The organism is Ensifer sp. D2-11 (assembly GCF_054161295.1).
Genome location: NZ_CP096435.1, coordinates 332,777 through 356,310 on the forward strand (window position 1 = coordinate 332,777; position 23,534 = coordinate 356,310).

Here is a 23,534-nt window from a genome sequence, read left to right on the forward strand (position 1 = left end):
CCGCGTCCGCCGCAGCCGATCTGACTCCGGAACGCTCCAGCACAGGTCATTCCATTTCTGCGAGGTTCACCTACACTGCAGTCCCGCGATCGAGATGAGACTAGGTGGTCGCAAGCATTGTGAGGTTAGCTATGTCGGCACCGGATGGCTTGTATGAACGTGCTGCTCCGGACGGCATGCTCCGCCCCTTTTGGCACGTGGATGAAGCGCATACGTTCTTTGTAGGACCCCTCGAGTACAACAGGCCCCACCAGCATGGCGCTCCCGTTTTCCTGGCTGGAATCTACAGTGAATTCTGGCTGCGAATCCATGGGGGTCATTGGCATTCGTGCCGTACGGCGGTCATTCCCGCTGGTGTGCTTCACGAGCTTGATCTCGGCGGCTATCCACTGGCAGTATTTTATATCGAACCAACGCATGGCGGCACAGAAGCACTGGTGCCGCTGTCCCGCAATGGTTGGGAAGTGGACGGTGTTCTCATGGGGCGTAGCGGCGAGGTTTCGGTCATGCGCGAGCTGTGGGAGGATAGTGCCGCCGCCAGATGGGCCGGCTTGGCTCTGGAGGACTTGCTCGGCTTTTCCGCACGGCGGGCCTCTAGAAGCAGAGACACGCGCATAGCGGCGGCTGTTGATTACCTGCGAACGCACTCGGACGAACTCACCTCGGTATCGCCGCTCGCAAAGAGCCTAGGCCTGTCAGCGTCGCAGTTTCAGCGCGTATTCACCCGAGAGGTGGGTGTGCCTTTCCGTCGCTACCGCGCTTGGAACAGGATGCGTGTGGCCATAAGTGAGATCGTGAACGGCAGCAACTTTACGACGGCCGCGCACACCGCTGGCTTCTCGGATCAAGCGCATTTCACCAATGATTTCCGCCGGACTTTCGGTGCGCCGCCTTCAGTCAGTCTTCTGGCTTTGAGGAAGCCTCCTTCCCGGTGAACATAACAGTGGGTTACGGGATCGGATCGAAGTTCGCCTCGAAACCCGTCCCCAAGAGCGCGCTGCGGCCCGGCTTTGAACGCCCGATGTTGACGTCTCGCTGTGGTTCTTCGGCCATCACCAGACGGCGCGTGGCGAGCGGCGGCCACAACCCGGCACGAACTTTGGTAGAGACGGTGTCGCTCAAGCGCGCCAAAGCTTGCCCTGGACGCCGTCGCTGAAGTGCATTGATGCCTGTCAAAGCAAGGACCAAAAGCCAACGGTGCAAGGGTTGCGCAATGAGCGGGTCTGCGGCTCGGATCTGCTCAAGAGCCTTTACTTGGGGCCGCATTCGAGACCTTGACCGAGGGTCTGACCGAGTCAGGGCGTTCATCCAGCGGATCGGCTTTCGGGGCGGAAACCGATGCTCAACGTTTGCCATGAGGGCGGCCGCAGGTAGGCGAAGCGCCCTTGTGGATGCCTTTCGACGGCAGGATTAGGCCTCAGGTTCGTGGCACACCACTTCGATGTTGTGCCCGTCCGGACCAATGACGAAAGCTGCATAGTAGTTCGCGTGGTAGTGCGGGCGCAGACCGGGGGCGCCATTGTCTTTGCCGCCCGCCTCGAGAGCCGCCCGATAGAAAGCTTCGACTTGCTGCCGGTTCTCGGCCGTGAACGCCAAGTGAAGATGCGCCGGCTTCTCCTCGGTTTGGTACAGGCACAATGAAGCCTTGCCCTTTGGGCTAAGCTCGACACCGTACGTCGGCAGACCCTCCGAGACTACGGCCACGCCGAGCGGTTCGAGTGCCTTGAGGAAGAACGCTTTGCTCGCTGCATAGTCGCTGACGCCGAATTTGACATGGTCAAACATGAGTTCTCCTGAAGTGTGTGGGGCTTCCTGACGAAGATGCGCCCGGAGCGTACCCTCTGCTGCGCGCCTTGCAATGTCTGCTTGCGCTGCAAAGGTCTTCGCGGTCACTTGTGTCTCACACTTGATGGCATGTCTCAGCCATTGATGGCAAGGAACAGAGGGTGGGGGTGCCGTATGGCAACACCCTTAGATTTCCCATGACAAGCGGCTGTTCGGGCAAGGCCCGGGCGTCGAAAACGATCTTGTCGCGGGTGCTCGCCTGTGGCCGGCCGAGAGCTTGGATCGAACCACGACAACCTTCCGGCAGGTCGTGCGTTAGTAGACGAAGAAAATTGGAGCGCGGAGAGCACGATGCCCTCAAGATTTCGTTTCGGCCTACTTGCGAAAGCAGGCTACACGGCCCGTGGTGTCGTGTTCCTTCTCGTTGCCGGACTCGCTCTTTTCTCCGGAGTGACAGGCGGTCGGCCCGAAATGAAATCAGCGCTCTTGACGCTGCTCGGACAGCCCTTTGGCCGGGTCTGGGTGGGATTGATCGGGCTCGGCCTGCTCGGGTTTGTCGCCTGGAGATTGGCCCAGTCCCTTGCCGATAGTGACGGCCACGGATCCGATCGCAAGGGGCTCTCTGTGCGCAGTGCACTGTTCGGCAGCGCCGTAGTGTACCTTGGGCTGGCCGGCTACTCCCTCGGACATGCACTATTTCTTGCGGGAGGAAACCAGGAATCAGGCGAGAAAGGGCTGGCGGAATGGATCATGTCGAAGCCGTTCGGCTCGTACCTGGCAATCGCGGTCGGGATCGGCTTCATCGTCGGTGGCGTCGTCACCGCCTACAAAGGCCTCACACGAAAGTTCGAGCGATATCTCCGCATTGCCGACCGGAACCGCGTCCTTACCTCAATCTGCATTTACGGCCTCGTCGCGCGTGGCGCTGTCTTCGTGATTGTCGGTATCCTGTTCGCCTATGCCGGATTCCGGGTTGACCCGGAACAGGCTGGCAGCATGAGCGATGCCCTGGAGTGGCTTCGACAACTGCCGTTTGGCTCGATCCTGTACATCGCCGTCGCTGTCGGTATTGCTGCTTTCGGCATCTATAACCTCGTTGAAGCGCGGTATCGGGTCGTCCGCGGCCCTGATCTGGCAGCGGTGAAGCAGCCGATCTCGCTGCAGAAAACCTGACCCAACTCAGTCGGCTGAGACCGACTCGGCCGCCGGTCTCCGGCAGGTCCGCTGTAACGTTGGTGAGCGGCGCCACACAGGCTATTTCAACTGGAGCTGCTATGATTTCGTCCGGAAGGCCGGGTCTGTCATGCCGCTGCCTTCCATCCGTCCCGGATGTGACAGTATCCATCGCGATAGACCACTTCCGGCGTCTCGGAGAAATCGCGCCAGACCTTCGTCGCGGCCGCGAGGTCTTTCAATGCGCGACCGAAGGCCTCGATTGTCAGCCAGCCGTCATAGCCGCTCGCACGGATTGCCTTGAAGGTCTCCGGCCATGGAATGTTGCCACGGCCCGGTACCCCGCGGTCGTTTTCCGAGATGTGGACATGAACGATGCGGTCCGCATTGCGGGTGAAGGCCCCCACGGGATCGGCTTCCTCGATATTGCTGTGGAAGGTGTCGTACATGGCGCGAATATTCGGACGCCCGATTGCATCAATATGAGCAGCAAGGTCGTCCATTGTGTTGACGAGATAACACTCGAAGCGGTTCAGCGCCTCGAGCGCAACGGTGACACCGCGCTGAGCGGCATAATCGCCGATCGTGCGCTGCGAAGAGATGGACCGCCTCAGTTCTGCGGCGGTGGGCCCCGTACCGGAGAACTGGCCGAGCGTAGAATGCAGTGGACCGCTTAACGTCTGCGCGCCGAGGGCGGCCGCGCAATCGATAGCCCATTGCATGTAAGCGATGCCGCGCTTGCGTGTCGCATTTTCAGGCGAAATCAGGTTCATGGATGGGTCGCTCATGGCAGACACAGCGGTGCGCTCCAGACCTATGCCATCGAGCAATGCGCCGAGGCGGCGGTAATCGTCCGGAGTGCCCTCGAAGATCGGTATTTCTACCCCGTCGAAGCCGGTCGCCCTGATGTCCCGGAGTAACTTTTCATGTTTCCGGCCGACGCTCGTCGTCCAAAGAAACATGCACATACCGATCTTCATGGTTCCTTCCTCCGGTTTCTCACTGCCGCGGTAATGCCTCCCCACGCCGGCCGCATCTGGTAATACCAAATCCGGCGATCTGGTCAAGTTGGCAACGTCAATGATTTCGGACCGAAGCTCAGCGATACGCCGCACGCTTGGAGAAAAGCCCGCAAATGCATGGCTGCGTAAGCGCCTTGCCGGCAGAGGCAATTTGGGATAGACCTTTTAGGAAGTAGAATTGGCCAAACCAGAATAGGTTCGGACGGAGTGGAGGAGATGCTCCGGCACCCCTCGAGTGCCGCGGCAGTAACGATAGTTTGGGAGGACGTTTATGCACCTTTCGACGCACAACTGGATGCGGGCGGAACCTCTCGCCGTCACGCTGAAGCGCATCAAGAAGTACGGCTACGAGAGCATCGAGATTTCAGGCGAGCCGGCCCAGTACGACATAAAGGACACGCGCGCACTGCTCAAAGAGCACGGCATTCGCTGCTGGGGCGCGGTGACGCTAACGCTCGGTGAGCGCAACCTCGCAGCCAAAGATGAGGGCCAGCGAGCAAAGTCAGTGGATTACGTGAAGAGTGTTGTAACGATGGTGAGTGAACTCGAAGGCGAGATCGTCACCCTTGTACCTGCGACCGTCGGCAAGGTTGTTCCCGATGGCACCGAGGAGGAGGAATGGCAATGGGTCGTGGATGCGACGAAGGAATGCTTCGCCCACGCCCGGGAAAAGGGCGTCCGGCTGGCGATTGAACCGCTCAACCGATTCGAGACTTATCTCTTCAACCGTGCTGCCCAAGCGCTCGCGCTAGCCGAGGCAGTTGATCCCGATTGCGGCGTTTGCCTCGACGCTTTTCACCTCAACATCGAGGAGGAGGACATATACGACGCGATCAGACTCGCCGGAAACCGGCTTTTCGATTTCCATGTGGCGGACAACAACCGCTTTGCGGCGGGCCTCGGTCATCTCGACTGGCCGAAGATCGTCGCCACTTTGAAAGAGATCGGATACGACGGCGCGCTCACCAATGAGTTCGTGGCTCCGGTAGATCGCACGCCGGCGGCGAAATACCGCGACATGGTCGAGCGCAACCCGGTCGATATCCCGCCGGAGCAGCTGAAATTCATCCAGGATCACGGATCGAGCCTGCTGACCGAGAAGTTCTACGATGACCAGATGCGGATCACCGCAGAGACCATCCTGCCGCTGATCAAGTGAGGACGGGTCGCGAGCATGCCCCGTGGCCGGCGTGCTGCGAGGTTGGGAGGCGAAATGCGTATCAAGACCGTCCAAGCCTGGTGGGTTCGCATACCTATCGAAGCCAAACGGCAGCATCGCAGCGATTTCGGGCGCCTGACAACCTTCGACGCGGCGATCCTGCGCATAGAAACAGATGACGGGATCGTGGGGTGGGGTGAGGGCAAGAATGCTGCGGGCAGCGCGGGTACTTACGGCACGCTCGTGCACATGCTCAACCATGAGGTGGGGCCGAGGCTCGTCGGTCGCGACGCCGCCGATATCTCCGCCATCTGGGAGATGCTCTACAATGGCGTGCGCCACGAAACGGCGGCGATGTCGGGTCATGCTATGCCGGAGCTCTCACGCCGGGGCCTCTCGATTGCCGCGATCAGTGCGGTCGATATCGCATTGTGGGACATCCTCGGCAAATCGCTGGGCGTGCCGGTATGGAAGCTGCTCGGCGGGCGTAAGGCGGATCGGCTGCCTGCTTATGCTTCCGGCGGGTGGGAGAGTGCCGAAAAGATCGGCACCCAACTGCAGTCCTACCTAGCCAGTGGCGGTTTCAAGGCGGTCAAGATGAGGGTCGGCGCGATGGACCGCGCACCGCATGTCTCGGCCGCCCGCGTGCGTGCTGCCCGCAAGGCGCTTGGCCCCTCGGTGGACATCATGGTCGATGCGCATGGCACCTATACGGTTGCCGACGCGAAACGTTTCATCCAGCTCGTCCGGGATTGCGATCTTGCCTGGTTCGAGGAGCCGGTGATCGCAGACGACAAGGCCGGCATGGCGGAAGTGCGCGCCGCTGGAAACGTGCCGATCGCAGCCGGCGAGAGCGAGGCCACTCGCTTCGCTTTCCGCGACCTTGCGGTGCTGCGCTCAGCCGATATTTTCCAGCCCGATCCGGCGTTCTGCGGCGGCATTACGGAGGCCATGCGCATCGGTGCGATCGCCAGTGCCTTCAACCTCCGTCTTGCCCCGCATTTATGGGCCGGTGCGCCGTGCTTCTTCTCTGGCCTGCACATCTGCGCGGCCTCCCCGGCGAGCTTCGTCATCGAATACTCGGTCGGCGCGAACCCAATGATCCACGACCTCGTCGAGGAGACTGTCGCCGTGATAGACGGGATGCTAGAGATTCCCGATAAACCCGGCCTGGGATTTACGATAAATGAGCGCGTCCTGGAGACTCATGCGCAAAGACTGTAATCATGAAAGAAAACAATCTGCTTTCGGATCTGGCGGCCCATCTATTTTCGACTTCGAGCGGCAATGGGCGAACACCCTCGGAGCGGGAGCTCGCCGAGCACTTCGCCGTCAGCCGGGGACAGATCCGGGAGGCTCTGGCAATCCTGGAAGCCATGCGCATCGTGGAGCGCCGGCCGAAGTCGGGCATCTATCTGACGACGACAGAGGCCAGTGTCGAGGCCATAGCACTCTTCGCGCGCGCCGGCGTGCCACTGGACCCGATCGTGATCTACGAGACGGTGGAACTCCGCAAGATCCACGAAATCAAGGCTGCGGAGCTCGCCTGCGCGCGGGCGACGGAGGAGAACTACGAACGGCTGCGCGAAATTCTCGCCGCTTCCGAGGCGAAGATCGCTGCAGGCGAGGGCCTCGCGCGCGAAGACCGGGACTTTCATCTGGAGATCGTGCGGGCTACGAAGAACAGCGTGTTCCACCGGATCTGCAGCGTCTATTACACCATGGGCGAACAGCGACTGCCTATCTACTTCGCTGATATCGCCCGCAGCCGCCGCTCGCATGAAGAACATATCCGTATCTACGAGGCGCTGCTCGCACGCGACGGCAATCTCGCCCAAGCTTTGATGAACGCGCATCTTCAGGGCGCGGAAAGCTACTGGAAGGGCCTCATCGGCGGGCCTGCGACAGCCGCGGAGTAGTCCCCGGTCGGCAATGAGGAGGCCGATGAGTTTCATTTTCTCGACCCACCGCCTGCACCCCGACGCCGAAGCGATGCTGAAGGCGGCGGGCGATCTCCGCGTCGCCTCCGCCCCCGATCCCGAGACGTTGCTTCGTGAAGGTGAGGGTGCGGAGATTGTCATCGTGCGCGCGCCGATACCGCCGGCCTTCTTCGGAAATGTACCGGCCCTGCGCGCCTTAGTCCGGCACGGTGCGGGGCTCGACATGATTCCCTATGACGCGGCCACGGCCGCCGGTGTGCTTATCGCCAACGTGCCGGCCGTCAACGCACCGACCGTTGCGGAGCACGTCTTCATGGTGACGCTTGCGTTGCTGCGCCAGTTCCGTCCTATGGACCGCGATCTCAGAAACATGGGTTGGAGTGCTGGGCGAGCCCACTCCGACCGAGCACTTGATCTCGCCGGCCGCATCATCGGCGTCATCGGCATGGGCAATGTGGGAAAGGCGGTCTTCCGTATCGCGAAGTACGGGTTCCAGCTGGAGATCGTTGCGAACAGCCGCTCGCCGGAAAGCCTGCCGGACGGTGTCCGGTTTCTCTCAGTCGACGACCTGGTTTCGACGGCGGATATCATCGTTCTCTGTTGCCCGCTCACGCCCAAGACGACCGGGCTTTTAAGTCGCGAGCGAATTGCGCGCATGAAGCCGGGCGCGATCCTCGTCAACGTGTCGCGCGGTCCGGTCGTGGATGATGCTGCGTTGATCGAGGCGCTAGAGATGGGGCGTATCGGCGGCGCTGCCCTTGACGTGTTCTCTACACAGCCCCTGCCACCCGAACATTCCTACTTCCGGCAGGACAATGTGATCGTGACGCCTCATCTCGCCGGGATCACCGAGGAAAGCATGATGCGCATGGGAATAGGAGCTGCGGCCGAAGCGATCCGCGTCATGGAAGGGGGATTGCCCGTTAATCTCCGCAACCCTGAGGTCGTGGAACATTACAGGCGGCGGTTCCCGGCATAGGGCTTCGCCCATTCCGGATGGACGCGTCCTGGTGGCCATGTGAATGACGGGCAAATAAGCGGAAAGTCACGACCAGGATGGAATCGGTTTTTGCCGTCAATGAAGCCTCAGCCAGCGTGGCGCAGGCTCATCCCGCTTCCGCCGTCGAAGAGCACGACTTTCTCCGGATTCCAGGAAAAGCGAACAGACTCCTCGATCTCGAGGTCGGTCTGAGCTGGCACCGTCGCCTGCAAGAAGCGGTTGCCTGTACGAAGCGTGACGATCTTCTCGACACCGTGGTTCTCGACGTCGTGCACGCGGGCCTCGCCGGGTGCGCCGCTTTCGAGGAAGAGATCCTCAGGCCGGATGCCGAAGGTGAGGGGCCGCCCGTCGAGCGCAGCGCCGAACGCCGCGTCAAAAGGCAAGCGGTAGCCTTCGTCCGCGATAGCCTCGCTGGCCGCGAGCTTGCCGGAGATCAGGTTCATCGGCGGCGATCCGACTGCACGTGCAACGAAAGTGTTGACTGGATTGCGATAGATCTCCTGTGGAGTGCCTGTCTGAACGAGCTGGCCGTTGTTGAGTACGCCGATCTTGTCGCCCATCGACATGGCTTCGATCTGATCGTGGGTGACGAAGAGGAAGGTCGCGCCGAGATTCATCTGAAGGTTTTTGAGTTCAGTGCGCAGCGCCTCGCGAAGTTTGGCGTCGAGGGCGGAAAGGGGCTCGTCCATCAGAAAGACGCGCGGCTTGCGCACGATGGCTCGGCCGATGGACACGCGCTGCATCTCGCCACCCGATAGGCGGTCCGTTTTGCGGTCGAGCAGATGCTCGATGCGGAGCGTCCTCGCGACACGGGCGACACGCTCCTTGATCTCGACCGCTTCGACGCGCCGGATGCGAGATTTCAGGGGGAATTCGAGGTTCTCGCGGACGGTATAGCGGGGATAGAGCGAATACTGCTGCAGCACAAGCGCCACGTCGCGCTCGGCGGCGCCCCAGTCGGCGACATCCTCACCGTCGATGAAGATCTGTCCGCCCGTCGGCTTTTCGAGCCCGGCAATCAGCCTGAGGGTCGTCGTCTTGCCGGCGCCCGTCTCGCCGAGGAGCACGAAAAACTCTCCGTCGGCAATTTCAAAACTGAGATCCTTCAGCGCGGTGTGGGTTCCGAAGGTCTTGGTGATGCCTTTGAGTTCGATATGCGCCATCAGAGCCTGATCCCGAAAGATGTGCCAGTCGAGCTGTCGAAGAAATGCGCCTGAGCCGGATCTATGCGAGCCCAGACGGCCTCGCCGGGCCGGGGCACGAAACCACTTTTTGTCCGCGCGCGCAGCATCTGGTTGCCAACCTGCAGGTCTATGATGTCATGCGAGCCGAGCGGTTCGATGATATGGGCCTCGACGGGCACGTAGCCCTCACGTGCTTCCCTCGACAGGAGAACCCCTTCTGGTCGTACGCCGAGGGTGAGATTGCCGTTTTGAGCCCCAGCGACAGCGAGCTGGGCCGTGAGATTCGACGGAAAATCGAAGGAAGTTGGAGCACCTCGGACCACGACCCGCGCATGCCCCGCGTCCTCTGAAACCGTCACGTCAGACATGTTCATGACCGGACTCCCGACAAACTGCGCGACGAACATGTTGGCAGGACGAGCGTACACCTCATGGGGGCTGCCGACTTGCTGCAGCACACCTTCGTGCATGACGACAATGCGATCGGCGAGGGACATCGCTTCGACCTGGTCATGGGTTACGTAGATCGTTGTCGAGCCCTGTTTGATGTGAAGTCGCTTGATTTCAGCGCGCATCTCTTCGCGGAGCTTCGCGTCAAGCGCGCCGATCGGCTCATCCATAAGCATCGCCTTGGGACGCCGGACGAGTGCCCGGCCGATCGCCACGCGCTGCATGTCGCCCCCGGAAAGAGCGGAGGGCTTTTTGACGAGGAGGTGGGTGATCTGGAGCGTTTTTGCAACCGCCTGAACCTCGCGCTCAATATCGGCACGGTTGCCGCGCGTTGCGCGCAGCGGGAAGGCGATATTCTCGAAGACCGTCATGTGCGGGTAGAGCGAGAAGGACTGGAACACAAAGGCGATGTCTCGGTGCGCCGCCTTTATGTGCTGCACCGGCTGGCCGTCTATTAGGATGTCGCCTTCATCAATCGTTTCGAGCCCGGCGATCGCGCGTAGAGTGGTCGTCTTGCCGCAGCCGGACTGGCCAAGCAGAACAATGAACTCGTTGTCAGCGATGGTGAGATTGAGGTCCTTGATGACCTGAACGGCACCAAAGTGCTTCTCAATCCCGCGTAATTCAATCTGCGTCATGGCCTGCTCTCGTCAGCTTTCTGTTCCGGCGGGACCTTCGACGTGATCATGAAGGCAATCAGCCCAACTAACGTCATCGTCAGTCCATAGCGATGAAGGAACAGGTTCCATGGCTGGCACAGCGCGATGATCCCGAATATCATCAGGAGCTGCGCGCCCGGCGCGAGATACTTCTGGTTTATCGCACGAAACGTCATTTGCGGATCGCTCCGAAGCTCATGCCACGCAGGAGATGGTTCCTGAGCAGGAAGGTGAAGATTGCGACCGGTAGCAGGAACAGGAAGGTACCTGCGGCGATGACGGTCCAATCCGGAAGGCCAGAGCCGACCTGGCTTGGGATGAAGGGCGGTGCCGTTTGCGCGCGCCGGTTCGTCATAATCAGCGCGAAAGCATATTCATTCCACGCTGTGATGAAGCAAAAGACGGCGGTCGCGGCGATTCCTGTGGCGGCCTCTGGCAGCACAATCTTGAAGAAGGCTTGCAAGCGCGTGTAGCCGTCGACAAGCGCCGCTTCCTCATATTCCTTCGGAATCTCGTCGATGAAGCCCTTCATCAGCCAGACCGAGAAGGACAGATTGAAGGCGGTGTAGAGAATAATAAGACCCCAGTGAGTGTCGTTCAGCCCGACAGCCCGGTACATCAGGAACATGGGGATTGCCACGACCACCGGCGGCAGCATGCGTGTAGATAAAATGAAGAACAACAGGTCCGCTTCGCCCTTCACTTTGAAACGCGAGAAGCCGTAGGCCGTGAAGGTGCCCATGCCAACGGCGAGCACCGTAGAGGTGATCGCCACGATGAGCGAATTCATGAAGCGGTTGGGGTAGCCGGATAGCTGCACCTCACCGCGTCCCGAACGCACGACCTTTTCCCCCCCGTCGAAGACCAACCGTTCCCACCAGGGAGCGGCAGCATAGACCTCTGGCTCCGGTGCTGACCGCAACTGAGAGCGCTTCGTGAAGAGCTTGACGAAGGGCGAAATCTCCGGCTCGAAGATGACCGTCGGTGGGATGGTCGTCGCGAGGTTACGCGGTTTGAAGGCCGTAGACGTGATCCAATAGATCGGTGCGAGGAACAGCAGCGTGATTACGAGCACGGCGGCGATCGCTACCCGGTTCAGCGCGCGCTCGGAGCGAGTTTGGACGGCCGCCATCTCAGCGCTCCTTCACCCTGTTGAGATATTTGACGTAAATGTTGGTGATCGCGAGCACCATGATCAGCACTATGTAGGCAAGTGCGCAGGACCGCCCGGTCTGCCATTCCTGAAACGCCATCTTGTAGAGGCGGATGGAGATCACCTCCGTGGTCGGTTGGCTGGTGAGAATGTAGGCGAGATCGAAAGTCTTGAAAGCCTCCATCGTGCGAAAGATGATGGCGATCATGAGTATCGGCGCAACGAGCGGCAGAGTGATACGGAAGAACGTGTAGAACGGTCCCGCTCGATCAATGGCAGCCGCCTCGTAAAGGTGCCTCGGTACGGCCGAGAGACCTGCGAGCGAGAGCAGCATCACGAAGGGTGACCACATCCAGATGTCGGTGATGGCGACAGCGTAGAGTGCCATTTCGGGGTTCGCCAGCCACTCGAAAGAGCCGAGGCCGAGCGCGTAGTTGATAATGCCGAAGGAAGGATCGTAGAGCAGCTTCCAGAAGAGGCCGACCACCGCCATCGACAGCATCATCGGCAGCAGAAGCAGTGTCGTGATGAAACCCTTGAACGGAATTTCACGGTTGAGCAGCATCGCCGTGCCGAAGCCGACGACAACCTGACCGGTAACCGACACGATCACGTATTTCGCCGTAATGGCGAAGTTTGCCCAGATGAAGGGGTCGTTTAACAGTTCCCGGTAGTTCTGCAGGCCGACGAAGGTGGCCGGCGCGTTCGTCGAAGCACGAAAGTCCGTGAAAGAATAGCCGAGCGAGTAGATCAACGGGAAGATGTTGAAGACGATCAGGAACAGGATCGTCGGAATAATGAAAAGATTGCGAATTTTGATGTCGCTCAAGCCGCGCGAAGCCGCGCGCGACTTCGAATCCAGCGATGTCATAACCACGGTGGCCAATGTGCTCCTCCTCCCAGAGCCCGACGCCGGGCGCACTTGCGCCATCTGTTGCGTATTGCCTGAGCGCGTCGCCGCGTCCGGCGCGAGCCCTGTCCGGTGCCAAGTTGAAGAACGGGAGGGAGCCGGGCACCCTCCCGCAGTGTCTTACAGTTATTGGCGGCCGTACTTCTTGAAGGTCGCGTTCCAGTCCTTGGCGAGAGCGTCGAGCACCTCCTTTGCTGTACCCTGGCCGGCCGTCACATAGGGATAAATGCGTTGGTTCATCTGGATCAGCAGCTCGGCATATTCGGGCGTTGCCCAGAAGTCCTTCACTCTGAACATGGTCTCGTAGAAGGCCTTGTTGTAGGGCGTCGCGTTTTGGAACTCTTCGGACTCCAACACCTTGGCGCTTGCCGTGTAACCGCCGAGCTCGGCCCAGCGCTTCTGTGTCTCGTCCTTGACGAACCACTCAAGGAACTTCATCGCCTCTTCCTTGTTTTCCGAATAGGAGACGATGGAGATGCCCTGGCCGCCGAGCGCGGCGTACTGGTCGCCCTCCGGGCCGGCAGGGTTGGCAAAGAAGCCGGTGACCTTCGCGTTCGGGTTTGATGCTTCATTGACCAGCGCCGGGAAGAAGGCGAAGTAGTTCATGCTCATCGCCGCCAGATTTTCGGTGATCGCCTGGTTGTTTTCGACGAAGAAGGACTTGGCCCAGCCAGGAGGCGTAAAACCGTAAAGCTCGCGGTAGGCTTCGAGAGCCTTGACGTTCTTCTCCGAGTTGATGATCCCATCGACCTTGTAAGTGCTGTAGTCTCCGAGTTCTCCTCCGAAAGAGAAGATGGCGTTCTCCACGCCCATAACGAGGCCGTCATAGGAGTTGTCGGTGTAGATCGCGATGCCGTAGCGCTTCTGGTCCGGACGATGGAAGAACTCGGCGATGTCGCGCAACTGCTTCCAGTCCTTGGGCGGAGCGAGGTCATAGCCATACTTCGCCTTGAAGGCCTCCATCTCCTTCGGGTCCTCGAACCAATCCTTGCGGTATGACCACCCGACAGCGTCACCCTCGGCAGGGATCGACCAGTACTTGCCGGAGTTCGCAGGATACTCCGAGTAGTACTTCACCGTGGCAGGAGCCATCACCTCGTTTAGCTTGTGCTGGTTGAAGAACTCGGTGAGGTCGACGTAGTGGCCGGCCTCCGATGCGGCGCCGATCCACTGTGAGTCGCCGACGACCATGTCATAGGCCGAGCCCTTGGCGTTAAATTCGGTAAAGGCCTTCGTTTGAAAGTCGGCCCATGGAGTCGTTTCGACCGTGACCTTCACGCCGGTCTCGGCCTCGTATTCGTTTACAAGCTCCTGGAGATAATTGGCCGGGTCCCATTCCGCCCAGAAAATCGTCAGTTCTTGTGATTGCGCGGACGTCCCGCAGGCGAACATAAAGCTGATACCAGCCAACAGGCCGGCCACTGTCTTGCGCATAATTTTTCCTCCCCTTTTTTGCATCCCGCCCACCTTACCACGGCGGTCCGTCTGTCAAATCCTCCTGATTGGCGCTTCTGCGGCGGGTCCTCCTCCGACCCTTGCGGTTGGGACAGATATCAAGCCCCAAACGAACGCAGCACCAATCTGGTAGTACCAAAGCTGACGAGCGTCAAGATTACTGTTTCATCGCAGTCTGCCGCAGATCACCGCTCACAATGCCGGCCTCGCTACGGAATTTAACCTGCATGCCTTACCTCAGTTCAATCAGGAAAGAGCTGTCGCTAAGTCGTTATGCACGCGCATCATCTAAATTGGTCAAACCAGTTTCCATGCGGGCAAGAGTGCGCGAGATCATGCCGCGGTTTGCGCATCCCGGACCGCCGCCTCGACCAAGGCTGCTGCCGCCCATTCTGCAACGGCTTGCGCGCGTTCGGCCGAGAGGCCCCAAATATCCTTGAGCACGACCAGCACCTCGACACCGAAAACAAGCGAGAGCGCCTGAGCCAACTGCTCGCGGGCCTCAACTGACACCTTGCCCTCAAGTGGAACGGTGACTTGTCGAAGGAGTTCGACGCGGTGCCCTCGCGTGAGCTGTGGTTCGTTACCGAGCGTGCCTGCCTGGCGCTGGGCCCACTGGTCGAGCGAGAGCTTCAGCGCAGCCTTGAATGTCGCCTCGAACTCGTCGATGCGCGGCATGGCGGTCGCGAGCAGATCGCCAACGCGGGTGAGCGCATCGGGCGCTTCGGATCTCCAGTCGAGGATCGGGCCGAGCGCCTCGTGCACCACCGCATGAACCAGCGCCGCCTGGCTCGGAAAGTATCGGTAGGCAGTGGCGCGCGAAACTTCGGCGGCTTCGGCGACCTCACTCACCGAGGGGGTGATACCGGACTGCATCAACCGTGTGGCGGTATCCAACATGAGTTTGCGTGTGCGGGCTCGGGGACCGCGTTCGGCGCGTGAGGAGGATTCGCTCTGTTGACGTGAGACATCCATATCTTTACGATACGCGCATCTCATAAATTTGCAAGTGCCGGCAAACCGGCCGGCATGAGGCGGCTTTTCACGGCAGAGGAGGGCCAGGGTCGCCGGGGAGGAGAGATGAAGCACATCTACGTCGTCGGCACGGCCGACACGAAGGGGGAGGAACTCGTTTATCTTGCGTCCTGCGTCGAGGCAGCGGGCGGCCGGCCTGTTTTGGTCGATGTCGGCACGCGTCGCCCCACGGTTATGGTTGACATCTCCGCCGAAACCGTCGCCGCCGCGCATCCAGGCGGTGCCGCCGCGGTACTTTCCGGCGACGACCGGGGAACAGCGATTGCTGCGATGGGCGAGGCATTCGCGAGGTTCCTTCCCCGCCGGGGCGACGTCGCCGGCGTGGTGGGCATGGGTGGCGGCGGCGGGACGTCGATCATCACCGCCGGCATGCGCAGGCTGCCGCTCGGGCTACCGAAGGTCATGGTCTCGACGCTCGCGTCCGGCGACGTGGCACCTTATGTTGACGTCTCAGACATCATCATGATGCCGTCGGTTACCGACATGGCCGGGCTCAACCGCGTGAGCCGCGTGATCTTACAAAACGCGGCCGAGGCGATTACCGCCATGGCGAACAGGCCGGCGCAGGAAACGTCCTCGAAGCCCGCTCTCGGCCTGACCATGTTCGGCGTGACGACGCCCTGTGTGACTGCCATCGTTGAACGACTGAAGGCCGACCATGACTGTTTAGTTTTCCACGCGACGGGCACCGGCGGACGAGCAATGGAGAAGCTTGCAGACAGCGGGCTTCTATCGGGTGTGCTCGATATCACGACGACGGAGGTGTGCGATCTTCTCTTCGGCGGCGTGCTGCCGGCGACCGAGGATCGTTTCGGCGCCATTGCGCGCACCGATTTGCCCTATGTCGGCTCCGTCGGGGCTTTGGATATGGTCAATTTCTGGGCGCCAGAGACGGTACCGGAGCGATATTCCGGCCGGCTCTTGTACCGCCACAACCCAAACGTCACCCTCATGCGCACGACTCCGGACGAATGCGCTGCGATCGGAAGGTGGATTGGCGCAAAGCTGAACCTCTGCAGCGGACCTCTCCGGTTCCTGATCCCGGAGCGAGGCGTGTCGGCGCTCGATATCGAGGGCGGCGCTTTCTTCGATCCTGCGGCGGATGCGGCGCTCTTCGAGGCATTGGAAGCCACCGTCGATAGCAATGACCGGCGCCGCATCGAACGCCTTCCGCTCCACATCAACGATCCGCAGTTCGCCGAGGCCGCAGTCGCCGCCTACCGAGACATTGCCAACCCTGAAAGAGACACCGATGCCACTAATCCCCCGCAAGACCATTCTTGAAAAGTTCCACGCCATGATCGCCGCCGGCAAGCCGATCATCGGAGGTGGGGCCGGCACGGGGATTTCGGCCAAGGCCGAGGAGGCTGGGGGCATCGACCTCATTATCATCTATAACTCCGGCCGCTACCGAATGGCGGGCCGTGGCTCGGCGGCCGGTCTGCTCGCCTATGGAAACGCCAATGAGATCGTGAAGGAAATGGCCTTGGAGGTGCTGCCGGTCGTGAAGGCGACACCGGTACTCGCCGGCGTCAATGGCACCGACCCATTCGTTTTCATGCCCCAGTTTCTTGCGGAACTGAAGGCCATGGGCTTTTCCGGCGTACAGAACTTCCCCACCATCGGCCTCTTCGATGGACGGATGCGGCGGAGCTTCGAGGAGACCGGGATGGGCTATGGTCTCGAGGTGGACATGGTCGCCGAGGCCCACCGGCTCGACCTGCTGACGACACCCTATGTCTTCAACGAGGAAGAAGCGATCGCGATGACGAAGGCGGGTGCAGACATCGTCGTCGCTCATATGGGCGTTACCACGGGAGGCGCGATCGGCGCCACTTCCGCGATCTCGCTCGACGACTGCGTGAGCGAAATCGACGCGATCGCAGCGGCCGCGCGCTCGGTACGCAAGGACGTCATTGTGCTCTGCCACGGGGGGCCGATTTCGATGCCGGAGGATGCACGCTACATCCTGGATCGTTGCCCAGGCTGCAATGGTTTTTATGGCGCAAGTTCCCTGGAACGCCTGCCTGCCGAGGTGGCGATCCGCAAGCAGACGGAAGAGTTCAAGGCGCTTGCCATCAGTACGGTGGTCTGACGCGAGCAAGATGCGGAGGAGGCCGCGGCATGGCAAAGGACAAATATTTTCTCTACCCGATTGATGTTGACAGCTTCGGCTTCGACTGGGGCCGGCTAGCGCTGACGGTCGCGCCGGAGGTGAACGGGGCGGAGCGCTTCTCGGGTGGTGTGGTCGATTTGCCGAGCGGAGAGGGGCATACGCGTCACAATCATCCGGGCGCCGAAGAGATTATTTTCGTCATCTCGGGAGAGGGCGAGCAGATGGTGGAGGACGAGAACGGCGATCCGGTGACGCAGAGGGTTGGACCCGGTTGCACTATTTATGTACCGGAAAGCCGGTTCCACTCGACAAGGAACACGGGTCCCGGCCCGATGCAGCTTTTCGTGGTCTATTCACCGGCAGGCCCTGAGCGTGCGCTTCGGGATCTGCCGGATTTCCGTCTAATCCCGCCCGGTACCTGAGGGCGCACGACAACGGCTTTGTGGGAGAAATTCCGTGGATACCAGCCCAAGACAAAAGCGGGCGGCGGGGCCGCCCTTCGATGCGGCGAAACTCGACAAGCTCATGGAGGAGGCGGGCATCGACGTTCTGCTCGCCACATCCAAGCACAACACGCAGTACCTGCTGGGCGGTTACAAATTCATCTTCTTCGCCGCAATGGATGCGATCGGCCACAGCCGTTATCTGCCGATCGTCGTCTATGAGAAGGGCTCCCCCGATCACTCGGCGTATATTGGCAACCGCATGGAAGGGGGAGAACACCAGAACAACCCTTTTTGGACACCCGCCGTTCATACGGCGACATGGGGTACACTCGACGCAGCAGCGCTTGCGGCCGAGCACCTGAGGAAGATCGGTAAGGCGGGTGCTCGCGTCGGCATCGAACCGCCCTTCCTGCCCGCTGATGCGCGGGATCTCTTGGCTTCTCGCCTCGAAGATGCGCGTTTCGTGGACGCGACGCACGCGCTCGAGCGACTGCGCTCGATCAAGACACCGCAAGAGCTGGCGAAGCTCAAGGTTGCCTCCGAACTGATCACCGATTCAATGCTCGCTACCATCGCGGCTGCACGAGAGGGATCCACCAAGGGCGAGATCATTGAACGACTCAGGCGAGAAGAGACCAATCGCGGGCTGCATTTCGAGTATTGCCTGCTGACCCTGGGTGCTAGTCACAACCGTGCGGCCTCGCCGCAGGCATGGGCGAAGGGTGAGGTGCTTTCGATTGATTCCGGCGGCAACTACCAGGGCTATATCGGTGACCTTTGCCGGATGGGCGTGCTCGGCGAGCCCGATGCGGAGCTCGAGGACCTGCTAGCTGAAGTCGATTCGATCCAGCAGGCGGCATTTGCCAGGATCAAGGCCGGGGCACCAGGCAGTGAGATGATTGCTTCGGCGGGAGAGGTTTTGAAAAGCTCGCCTTCGGCCGCCTTTACCGACTTCTTCTGCCACGGCATGGGTCTAATCAGCCACGAAGCACCATTCCTGATGACCAACCACCCCGTCGCCTATGAAGGCGTAGATGCGGATCGGCCCCTGGAAGCAGGCATGGTCATTTCCGTCGAGACGACGATGCTTCATCCGCAACGCGGTTTCATCAAGCTCGAGGATACGCTCGCCGTCACGAAGGACGGATACGAAATGTTCGGCGACAGAGGGCGCGGCTGGAACCCTGGGGCGGTTTAGCGAGCGGCGAAACTTCTGCGAAAGCGGAGCCCTGTGCACGATGGTGTGCCGGGCCCGTAGTCTATCAGGTGTGATGGCTCTCGTGCCGCGAACCTCAACGCACTCCCGCATGAAGGCGGCTGGGCGACCCAGCCCCTTGCCGATACCAATCTTGCCGTCGACATCGGCCTCGGTGGGAAACGTCGATACGGGTGCCGCCAACCATCGTGACTTCCGGCTCAAAGAAGCTGGGAGCGGTGGGCCGCGCACGACATCGACGGCGATCAGAATTTGTGCGCGGTGGCGGACTTCCCGATGACTTGGAGAACGCTGAAGGCGATGGTGCTTTCGCGCGAGGGGCACGACTCCGGCAAATCATCAAGGAGTTGCAGCGGCGTATCTCACATCTCTGGAAAGCTGCACTCCTGCGATCGAGGCCGTCGCTGTCACGGACTAGCAGTCCAAGGGTCGCCGCCTCCGAACTGATTGTTTAGGAAGTGCCGGGCGCGTGGATGTGCGGCTCCCATCGCCGCCATTGCGAACCTCTACCGATCATAGCCCCTCCGCTCGTAAAATTTCGAACATTTCACGAAGTGAGCGTGATCGTCGCGGGAGTGAAGCCGCGAGCTCATCGGTGTCGAGGGGGTATTTCTTAAGGCGGAATGTGCCGGAGAGCTCCCGCATCTCGAAGGATCCGTAGCATGATAGCGGATCTCTTCAAGAAGCCGGGCGGCCTCCTTCTGACTATGTGTGCTATGTGGTCGATGGTTTGGGGCCGCGATATCTCAGCGATTTTGCGGCTGCCTGCATTTCGGCGAGGACACGCTGTTCGCGCAGACGGCTAAGAGCTAGTTCCAACTGATCGTTGGGTAGGTTGGCGTCCAGGCTTGGGCGACAATCGAGGGGGTCGTTCGAGGTCCATGCCGGGTGGGCCGTTAAGGCAGATCAACCCGGCATGGATGGCGACGTCGGCATATTGTCCCTAGTCGCCCCTTAAGATGATCGGTTTGAGTTCCCAGTCCTTGCGGCCGGCCAGTTTCATCCAGACGACATGACTGGCTTCGCCGTAACCTTTTTCCATTGCCATTTTGGCCAGTTCAGGACTGAGGCACTCATCGATCAGAAACTTCATCCCGTCTTCCTGCGACGGGGACGCGACGATCTGTGATAATGAGCGAGCCTTCGGGAAGGTCGCCGAAAACGCGCGGCCGGCCACGCAAGGGGTTGGCTTCAGCATAGATTGAGGCGAGCCTGATCTTCTCTGCGTCGAGGCTAGGCCAGGTTTCGAGGATACGCTCCGTCGAGCGGCCGGCCACTACGGATGCGGCAACATCATAGACCGGAACGCGGGTGCCCCGAATGACTGGCGTACCGCCAAGGATGTCTGGCGAGGATGTGACAATCTCTCGCGCTGCGGCAAGGTCGTCCAGCCGTTCGCTAGCACCTCTCATAAAGGGCATAAGATCGATCGTCAGAAACTCGTGATGCACAGTCCAGTCCTCGCGCAACAGGGCGGACCACGGGAGCGTGCGCGCCTTTGTTAGGCGATCCTCTGCCCTCCGGATGGCAAACAGTCGTTCTTCCGAGGTGAGGTGGCGGGCGCTCTCGAAATAGAAGGCGATGAGCGAGCAGGCCCCGGCCAGGACATGACGACCGTTGTCGAGCGAGACGAAGGCTTCTGGGAGAATGTGCTCGTCGATGACGCGATTGACGTCGCGTAGGCTCACGCGCGAGACAACGGCAGCCTCGCTCGCCTTCAGCATTTCGGCAACTGCGGGCATGGGAGCCTCCATCTTAATTCTTCCGATGTGTCGGAATATATAATTTGTAGGCGGAGATATCAAAGGCCTGACGAGGTACGGCCACCGCCGCACCGATGGCGGGATCCCCCGCGACACTGAAACGACTGCAGGTTCTTGCGATGGCTGACTTTGAGGTCCCATTGCCGCCTGCAAGTGGGTGCGACGAGACTATCTGACACCACAGGCGGAAATCGCGGTAGCGCATCAGGCAGGAATGCGTCATGGCGCACGTTCGCCAAAACATCTGAGATTGCCCAATTTGGCGGCGAGGTGTCTACGGTCAGAAGCAGCGCGACTAGCCCGTCATCCGATGTCCACTGCTTAGCCACCCTTAGGTTGCGACCAATGACTTCTCCAAACAGGGGCAGCGGAAGTTGTTCAGCTGGTGCAGGGGACGCGGAGATGCGGCGAGCTTCAACGCAGCATCCCCGCAGAATCGCACATCAGATACTGCCTGGGCGGGACGCGAACTCGGTACGGACTACATCGTCCTGCCCAAGATTTACCCGCGGGTCATGGAGACCTCCTTCGCGCTGCGACTGCTAGTTTGTGCGAGGTCAGCCGACCTGCTCCACTGCCAGTGTGCCTGCGGCAAGCGGTGTGATCAGCGATTGGGCTGAGATGGTCGGATCGAGGCAATCTGCCCACACGCTTCGATCTAGGATAACGATCTGCCGGTCGTGGTACGGCGCGATGTCCGGTCCAGGCTCTGTCGTCAGCATTGTGAAAGCTTGCCCGACCTCCGGCGTGTCGCGCCAGATGCCGGCGATGCAGAAGATCGGCTCGTCCTTCTTGGTGAACAGCCATTTGTCCTTGCGCTTCTTCTTTGGATCCTTCGGTTCGGTGAACTCGTAAAAGCCGTCGCCGATGATCAGGCAGCGGTTGGAATTGAACTCCCGTCCCTCCGACCGGAAATTATAAACCGGCCGCTTGTTCGGCCCCGGCCAGCTCCAGCGCCGCTGCACGAGCTCGGCCTGATCGCGGACGCCGTCGATCGTTCTGACGATGGGGCCTATGTCGGTGATCTTGATGTCCTCACGTGCTTCGAGGTTCGGGGCGCCTTCGCCGAACCGGATCTTGATCTTGAGGTCGGCGAAGTCCCCAATGATCGAGGCGACATCCACCATCAGCCGATAATCATTGCACATGCGTCCTCCGTCTCCGGTCTGGTTGTCTCTCAATAGTGTTCCTGATATGTTCTATTTATGACGAGTGCGACCGTTTTCCAATCCGACACCCCGTTCGATGAGCGCCGCGTCATCATAAGGCGCCATGACGGCGATGTGGAGATGGTGGAGCTGCCGTGGGGGCTGCGCCCCCGCGACGGCGGCGCGCGCGCCGTGACCGTAGTCAGGTCGGAAGGACGGACCTTTCCGACCCACCGCTGCCTGGTGCCGGCCTCGGAGTTTCGCCACAGGAGCTTCAGCTTTTCGCTCGCTAACGGTGACTGGTTCTACTTCGCGGGGATCTGGCGGCCGGCGACCGACGACTGGCCGGAGGCCTATGCCATCCTTACGATCGAGCCGAATGACGATCTCGCGCCGTTTCATAACCGCCAGATGGCGGTACTCACCCGCGATCAGCGCTTGGCGTGGCTCGACGGGCCGGTGCCCGAGGAGGAAATCCTCCGCCCGCTGCCGGCAAGGACATTCCGGGTCAAGCGCCATTCGATCGATCCTGTCCAGGCGACGCTGGCGGTCTAAAGCGCCAGCTGCAATTGCGCCGCCACTTCAGAGGTCTGCCGTTCCAGTGATGACAGCGAGACGCCGAGCAGGCGGATTCCCTTGCGCGGCGGAAAGATCGGCGCCGGCAGAGGCGCCGCAACCGTCTTGCTTCGCGTGATCTGGCTGAGGTCGGCATACTTGACCTTGAGCCTCACGGTCTTGGCTCCGATCTCATTGGCCTCGCAATAGCCCGAGACTGTCTCAACGGCTGAAGACCTTCGGGACCCGGCCCGTAGGAGTGGATGTCCTCAGAGAACGTGTCTTCGGCGCCAACGGATTTCCGCACCCGGTCCGGCTTGACCTGGCGATTGTCGATGCCGCGCGCAATTCCATAGCAATGGCCCCGATTTCCCGAAATGTTCGACCTGAAACTCGAGCGTCTTCTCCTTGAGTTCTGCGCCCGTCTCGATCCCGAGCCTACGCATCTTTTCGGCCGTTAAGGGGCCCACACCATGGAATTTTTTGATGGGGAGGGCCTCGACGAAGGCCGGGCCGTTCTTCGGCGTAATGACAGCCTGACCATTGGGCGCTTGTTGAGGTCGGATGCCATCTTGGCGAGGAACTTGTTGTACGAAATCCCGACCGACGCATTGAGGCCCGCGCGTATTTCCGCGGCAATCTCGGTGGCGATCTCCATGCCCTTCAGGTTTTCGGTGACGTCGAGATAGGCCTCGTCAAGCGAGAGCGGCTCGATCATTGGCGTGTACTCGGCGAAAATCGTGAGGATCTGCAACGAGACGGCCTTGTAGACGTCGAAGCGGGGTTGACGAAGATGAGGTCGGGGAGCATTTGCGCTTGGCCGTCACCGAAGGCATCCCCGAATGAACGCCGAACTTTCGCGCCTCGTAGATGGCCGCCGCCACGAGACCACGGGCGGCAGGATAGCCGACGGCTACCGGCAGAGCCCGCAGCTCTGGATTACCGCGCTGTTCGACCGATGCGTAGAAGGCATCCATGTCCACATGCACGATTTTGCGCGGCCGCTCGCTGCCTTCGTCGTTTGTCATGGCCTAGCTTTCATCAGGACCATCTGTACCGTCCAGACATGGGAAGTGCGCGCCGCATTTGTCACCCTCCGGCGCCTGCATGCGCTCGCAGCCCATGGCCATACGACGGCGAAGTATCGCGAAGTTTACACCGGCGCCGAATGCTTTCACCAACACCTTGCGCTCAAGCGCGCCGTGGCGATGACATGGGCGACAGATGAACTCGATGATCGGCTCGCGGTGATCCTTCAGTCTCGGACCCAGATTGTTCACAGGCTCCGGTCGCCTCAGGTGAAAAAATTCCCATTCCCGCCATCAATTTGAATCTCTTCATGGAATTCTTCAATGGGCCCTCTCG

General features: G+C 60.6%; 24 protein-coding genes and 1 pseudogene. 11 read left to right on the forward strand and 14 right to left on the reverse strand.

The window, feature by feature from the left end; translation table 11 throughout:
- Positions 1 to 131 precede the first annotated feature (131 nt).
- Positions 132 to 935 (forward strand): helix-turn-helix domain-containing protein, encoded by an 804-nt coding sequence (locus M1D34_RS27340; RefSeq protein ID WP_498785793.1) that lies wholly within the window; start codon positions 132 to 134, stop codon positions 933 to 935.
- Positions 936 to 1,410: 475 nt separating this feature from the next.
- On the opposite strand, the gene M1D34_RS27345 is transcribed toward M1D34_RS27340, so the two are convergent.
- Entirely contained in the window at positions 1,411 to 1,785 is a 375-nt protein-coding gene (locus M1D34_RS27345; protein WP_498785794.1) for a VOC family protein, read from the reverse strand.
- 351 nt (positions 1,786 to 2,136) lie between these two features.
- On the opposite strand from M1D34_RS27345, the gene M1D34_RS27350 reads away from it, so the two are divergent.
- Positions 2,137 to 2,958, forward strand: coding sequence for a DUF1206 domain-containing protein (locus M1D34_RS27350; protein ID WP_498786249.1), 822 nt, complete (start codon positions 2,137 to 2,139; stop codon positions 2,956 to 2,958).
- A gap of 128 nt (positions 2,959 to 3,086) precedes the next feature.
- On the opposite strand, the gene M1D34_RS27355 is transcribed toward M1D34_RS27350, so the two are convergent.
- On the reverse strand, positions 3,087 to 3,938 hold the full coding sequence (locus tag M1D34_RS27355; RefSeq protein ID WP_498786251.1) for a sugar phosphate isomerase/epimerase family protein: 852 nt from the start codon (positions 3,936 to 3,938) through the stop codon (positions 3,087 to 3,089).
- A gap of 313 nt (positions 3,939 to 4,251) precedes the next feature.
- On the opposite strand from M1D34_RS27355, the gene M1D34_RS27360 reads away from it, so the two are divergent.
- Genes M1D34_RS27360 through M1D34_RS27375 form a run of 4 tightly spaced genes read left to right on the forward strand, consistent with a single transcriptional unit; the run spans position 4,252 to position 8,058 of the window.
- Entirely contained in the window at positions 4,252 to 5,139 is an 888-nt protein-coding gene (locus M1D34_RS27360) for a sugar phosphate isomerase/epimerase family protein (protein ID WP_498785796.1), read from the forward strand.
- A gap of 54 nt (positions 5,140 to 5,193) precedes the next feature.
- Positions 5,194 to 6,363: a mandelate racemase/muconate lactonizing enzyme family protein gene (locus M1D34_RS27365; RefSeq protein WP_498785797.1), complete on the forward strand. Its 1,170-nt coding sequence runs from the start codon at positions 5,194 to 5,196 to the stop codon at positions 6,361 to 6,363.
- A gap of 2 nt (positions 6,364 to 6,365) precedes the next feature.
- Complete coding sequence (locus tag M1D34_RS27370) at positions 6,366 to 7,058, forward strand: FadR/GntR family transcriptional regulator (protein ID WP_498785799.1); 693 nt, start codon at positions 6,366 to 6,368, stop codon at positions 7,056 to 7,058.
- 25 nt (positions 7,059 to 7,083) lie between these two features.
- Positions 7,084 to 8,058, forward strand: a complete 975-nt coding sequence (locus M1D34_RS27375; RefSeq protein ID WP_498785800.1) for an NAD(P)-dependent oxidoreductase — start codon at positions 7,084 to 7,086, stop codon at positions 8,056 to 8,058.
- A 107-nt stretch (positions 8,059 to 8,165) separates the two neighbouring features.
- Here M1D34_RS27375 and M1D34_RS27380 read toward each other — a convergent pair whose 3' ends face one another.
- The 7 genes from M1D34_RS27380 to M1D34_RS27410 form a co-directional block, all read right to left on the reverse strand.
- Positions 8,166 to 9,242 (reverse strand): ABC transporter ATP-binding protein, encoded by a 1,077-nt coding sequence (locus tag M1D34_RS27380; protein ID WP_498785802.1) that lies wholly within the window; start codon positions 9,240 to 9,242, stop codon positions 8,166 to 8,168.
- The gene (locus M1D34_RS27385; RefSeq protein ID WP_498785804.1) at positions 9,242 to 10,351 is read right to left on the reverse strand and encodes an ABC transporter ATP-binding protein; all 1,110 of its coding nucleotides are present in this window, start codon (positions 10,349 to 10,351) and stop codon (positions 9,242 to 9,244) included. Before M1D34_RS27385 ends, M1D34_RS27380 begins: the two co-directional genes overlap by 1 nt.
- Positions 10,348 to 10,548, reverse strand: coding sequence for a hypothetical protein (locus tag M1D34_RS27390; RefSeq protein ID WP_018098160.1), 201 nt, complete (start codon positions 10,546 to 10,548; stop codon positions 10,348 to 10,350). The genes M1D34_RS27385 and M1D34_RS27390 overlap by 4 nt, the downstream gene beginning before the upstream one ends.
- Positions 10,545 to 11,504, reverse strand: coding sequence for a carbohydrate ABC transporter permease (locus tag M1D34_RS27395; protein WP_498785806.1), 960 nt, complete (start codon positions 11,502 to 11,504; stop codon positions 10,545 to 10,547). The genes M1D34_RS27390 and M1D34_RS27395 overlap by 4 nt, the downstream gene beginning before the upstream one ends.
- Before the next feature lies 1 nt (position 11,505).
- Positions 11,506 to 12,411 carry a carbohydrate ABC transporter permease gene (locus M1D34_RS27400; protein WP_029963124.1) on the reverse strand — a complete coding sequence of 302 codons (906 nt, stop codon included), beginning with the start codon at positions 12,409 to 12,411 and terminating at the stop codon, positions 11,506 to 11,508.
- Positions 12,412 to 12,561: 150 nt separating this feature from the next.
- Positions 12,562 to 13,869, reverse strand: coding sequence for an ABC transporter substrate-binding protein (locus M1D34_RS27405; protein WP_498785808.1), 1,308 nt, complete (start codon positions 13,867 to 13,869; stop codon positions 12,562 to 12,564).
- Between the two features lie 354 nt (positions 13,870 to 14,223).
- Entirely contained in the window at positions 14,224 to 14,865 is a 642-nt protein-coding gene (locus M1D34_RS27410) for a TetR/AcrR family transcriptional regulator (protein ID WP_498786253.1), read from the reverse strand.
- Between the two features lie 105 nt (positions 14,866 to 14,970).
- On the opposite strand from M1D34_RS27410, the gene M1D34_RS27415 reads away from it, so the two are divergent.
- From M1D34_RS27415 to M1D34_RS27430, 4 genes are read left to right on the forward strand one after another with little or no spacing between them, the layout of a single operon-like run.
- On the forward strand, positions 14,971 to 16,209 hold the full coding sequence (locus M1D34_RS27415; RefSeq protein ID WP_498785810.1) for a Tm-1-like ATP-binding domain-containing protein: 1,239 nt from the start codon (positions 14,971 to 14,973) through the stop codon (positions 16,207 to 16,209).
- Positions 16,178 to 17,020, forward strand: a complete 843-nt coding sequence (locus M1D34_RS27420; RefSeq protein ID WP_498785812.1) for a phosphoenolpyruvate hydrolase family protein — start codon at positions 16,178 to 16,180, stop codon at positions 17,018 to 17,020. The genes M1D34_RS27415 and M1D34_RS27420 overlap by 32 nt, the downstream gene beginning before the upstream one ends.
- 29 nt (positions 17,021 to 17,049) lie before the next feature.
- Positions 17,050 to 17,463, forward strand: a complete 414-nt coding sequence (locus M1D34_RS27425; RefSeq protein WP_379939744.1) for a cupin domain-containing protein — start codon at positions 17,050 to 17,052, stop codon at positions 17,461 to 17,463.
- A 34-nt stretch (positions 17,464 to 17,497) separates the two neighbouring features.
- Complete coding sequence (locus M1D34_RS27430; RefSeq protein WP_498785814.1) at positions 17,498 to 18,685, forward strand: M24 family metallopeptidase; 1,188 nt, start codon at positions 17,498 to 17,500, stop codon at positions 18,683 to 18,685.
- A gap of 961 nt (positions 18,686 to 19,646) precedes the next feature.
- On the opposite strand, the gene M1D34_RS27435 is transcribed toward M1D34_RS27430, so the two are convergent.
- From M1D34_RS27435 to M1D34_RS27445, 3 genes are all read right to left on the reverse strand, one after another.
- Complete coding sequence (locus tag M1D34_RS27435; RefSeq protein WP_498785816.1) at positions 19,647 to 19,796, reverse strand: DUF5615 family PIN-like protein; 150 nt, start codon at positions 19,794 to 19,796, stop codon at positions 19,647 to 19,649.
- The gene (locus tag M1D34_RS27440; protein ID WP_498785818.1) at positions 19,777 to 20,445 is read right to left on the reverse strand and encodes a DUF433 domain-containing protein; all 669 of its coding nucleotides are present in this window, start codon (positions 20,443 to 20,445) and stop codon (positions 19,777 to 19,779) included. Before M1D34_RS27440 ends, M1D34_RS27435 begins: the two co-directional genes overlap by 20 nt.
- Positions 20,446 to 21,023: 578 nt before the next feature.
- Positions 21,024 to 21,614 carry an SOS response-associated peptidase family protein gene (locus M1D34_RS27445; protein ID WP_498785820.1) on the reverse strand — a complete coding sequence of 197 codons (591 nt, stop codon included), beginning with the start codon at positions 21,612 to 21,614 and terminating at the stop codon, positions 21,024 to 21,026.
- Positions 21,615 to 21,671: 57 nt separating this feature from the next.
- Here M1D34_RS27445 and M1D34_RS27450 point away from each other — a divergent pair, with 57 nt between their 5' ends.
- Entirely contained in the window at positions 21,672 to 22,169 is a 498-nt protein-coding gene (locus M1D34_RS27450; RefSeq protein WP_498785822.1) for an SOS response-associated peptidase family protein, read from the forward strand.
- Here the strand turns inward: M1D34_RS27450 and dinB are convergent.
- Positions 22,166 to 23,197, reverse strand: a pseudogene (gene dinB, locus M1D34_RS27455) (DNA polymerase IV). The gene M1D34_RS27450 and the pseudogene dinB sit on opposite strands and share 4 nt — an antisense overlap.
- 3 nt (positions 23,198 to 23,200) lie before the next feature.
- Positions 23,201 to 23,467 (reverse strand): hypothetical protein, encoded by a 267-nt coding sequence (locus M1D34_RS27460; RefSeq protein ID WP_498786255.1) that lies wholly within the window; start codon positions 23,465 to 23,467, stop codon positions 23,201 to 23,203.
- Positions 23,468 to 23,534: the final 67 nt, after the last annotated feature.

Coding starts and splice junctions, on each gene's coding strand:
- M1D34_RS27450 (WP_498785822.1), top strand. CDS start 21,672: ATGACGAGTGCGACCGTTTTCCAATCCGACACCCCGTTCGATGAGCGC.
- M1D34_RS27445 (WP_498785820.1), bottom strand. CDS start 21,614: ATGTGCAATGATTATCGGCTGATGGTGGATGTCGCCTCGATCATTGGG.
- M1D34_RS27440 (WP_498785818.1), bottom strand. CDS start 20,445: ATGCCCGCAGTTGCCGAAATGCTGAAGGCGAGCGAGGCTGCCGTTGTC.
- M1D34_RS27395 (WP_498785806.1), bottom strand. CDS start 11,504: ATGGCGGCCGTCCAAACTCGCTCCGAGCGCGCGCTGAACCGGGTAGCG.
- M1D34_RS27435 (WP_498785816.1), bottom strand. CDS start 19,796: ATGAAGTTTCTGATCGATGAGTGCCTCAGTCCTGAACTGGCCAAAATG.
- M1D34_RS27350 (WP_498786249.1), top strand. CDS start 2,137: ATGCCCTCAAGATTTCGTTTCGGCCTACTTGCGAAAGCAGGCTACACG.
- M1D34_RS27415 (WP_498785810.1), top strand. CDS start 14,971: ATGAAGCACATCTACGTCGTCGGCACGGCCGACACGAAGGGGGAGGAA.
- M1D34_RS27425 (WP_379939744.1), top strand. CDS start 17,050: ATGGCAAAGGACAAATATTTTCTCTACCCGATTGATGTTGACAGCTTC.
- M1D34_RS27370 (WP_498785799.1), top strand. CDS start 6,366: ATGAAAGAAAACAATCTGCTTTCGGATCTGGCGGCCCATCTATTTTCG.
- M1D34_RS27385 (WP_498785804.1), bottom strand. CDS start 10,351: ATGACGCAGATTGAATTACGCGGGATTGAGAAGCACTTTGGTGCCGTT.
- M1D34_RS27360 (WP_498785796.1), top strand. CDS start 4,252: ATGCACCTTTCGACGCACAACTGGATGCGGGCGGAACCTCTCGCCGTC.
- M1D34_RS27380 (WP_498785802.1), bottom strand. CDS start 9,242: ATGGCGCATATCGAACTCAAAGGCATCACCAAGACCTTCGGAACCCAC.
- M1D34_RS27345 (WP_498785794.1), bottom strand. CDS start 1,785: ATGTTTGACCATGTCAAATTCGGCGTCAGCGACTATGCAGCGAGCAAA.
- M1D34_RS27375 (WP_498785800.1), top strand. CDS start 7,084: ATGAGTTTCATTTTCTCGACCCACCGCCTGCACCCCGACGCCGAAGCG.
- M1D34_RS27365 (WP_498785797.1), top strand. CDS start 5,194: ATGCGTATCAAGACCGTCCAAGCCTGGTGGGTTCGCATACCTATCGAA.
- M1D34_RS27390 (WP_018098160.1), bottom strand. CDS start 10,548: ATGACGTTTCGTGCGATAAACCAGAAGTATCTCGCGCCGGGCGCGCAG.
- M1D34_RS27420 (WP_498785812.1), top strand. CDS start 16,178: ATGCCACTAATCCCCCGCAAGACCATTCTTGAAAAGTTCCACGCCATG.
- M1D34_RS27405 (WP_498785808.1), bottom strand. CDS start 13,869: ATGCGCAAGACAGTGGCCGGCCTGTTGGCTGGTATCAGCTTTATGTTC.
- M1D34_RS27340 (WP_498785793.1), top strand. CDS start 132: ATGTCGGCACCGGATGGCTTGTATGAACGTGCTGCTCCGGACGGCATG.
- M1D34_RS27355 (WP_498786251.1), bottom strand. CDS start 3,938: ATGAAGATCGGTATGTGCATGTTTCTTTGGACGACGAGCGTCGGCCGG.
- M1D34_RS27410 (WP_498786253.1), bottom strand. CDS start 14,865: ATGGATGTCTCACGTCAACAGAGCGAATCCTCCTCACGCGCCGAACGC.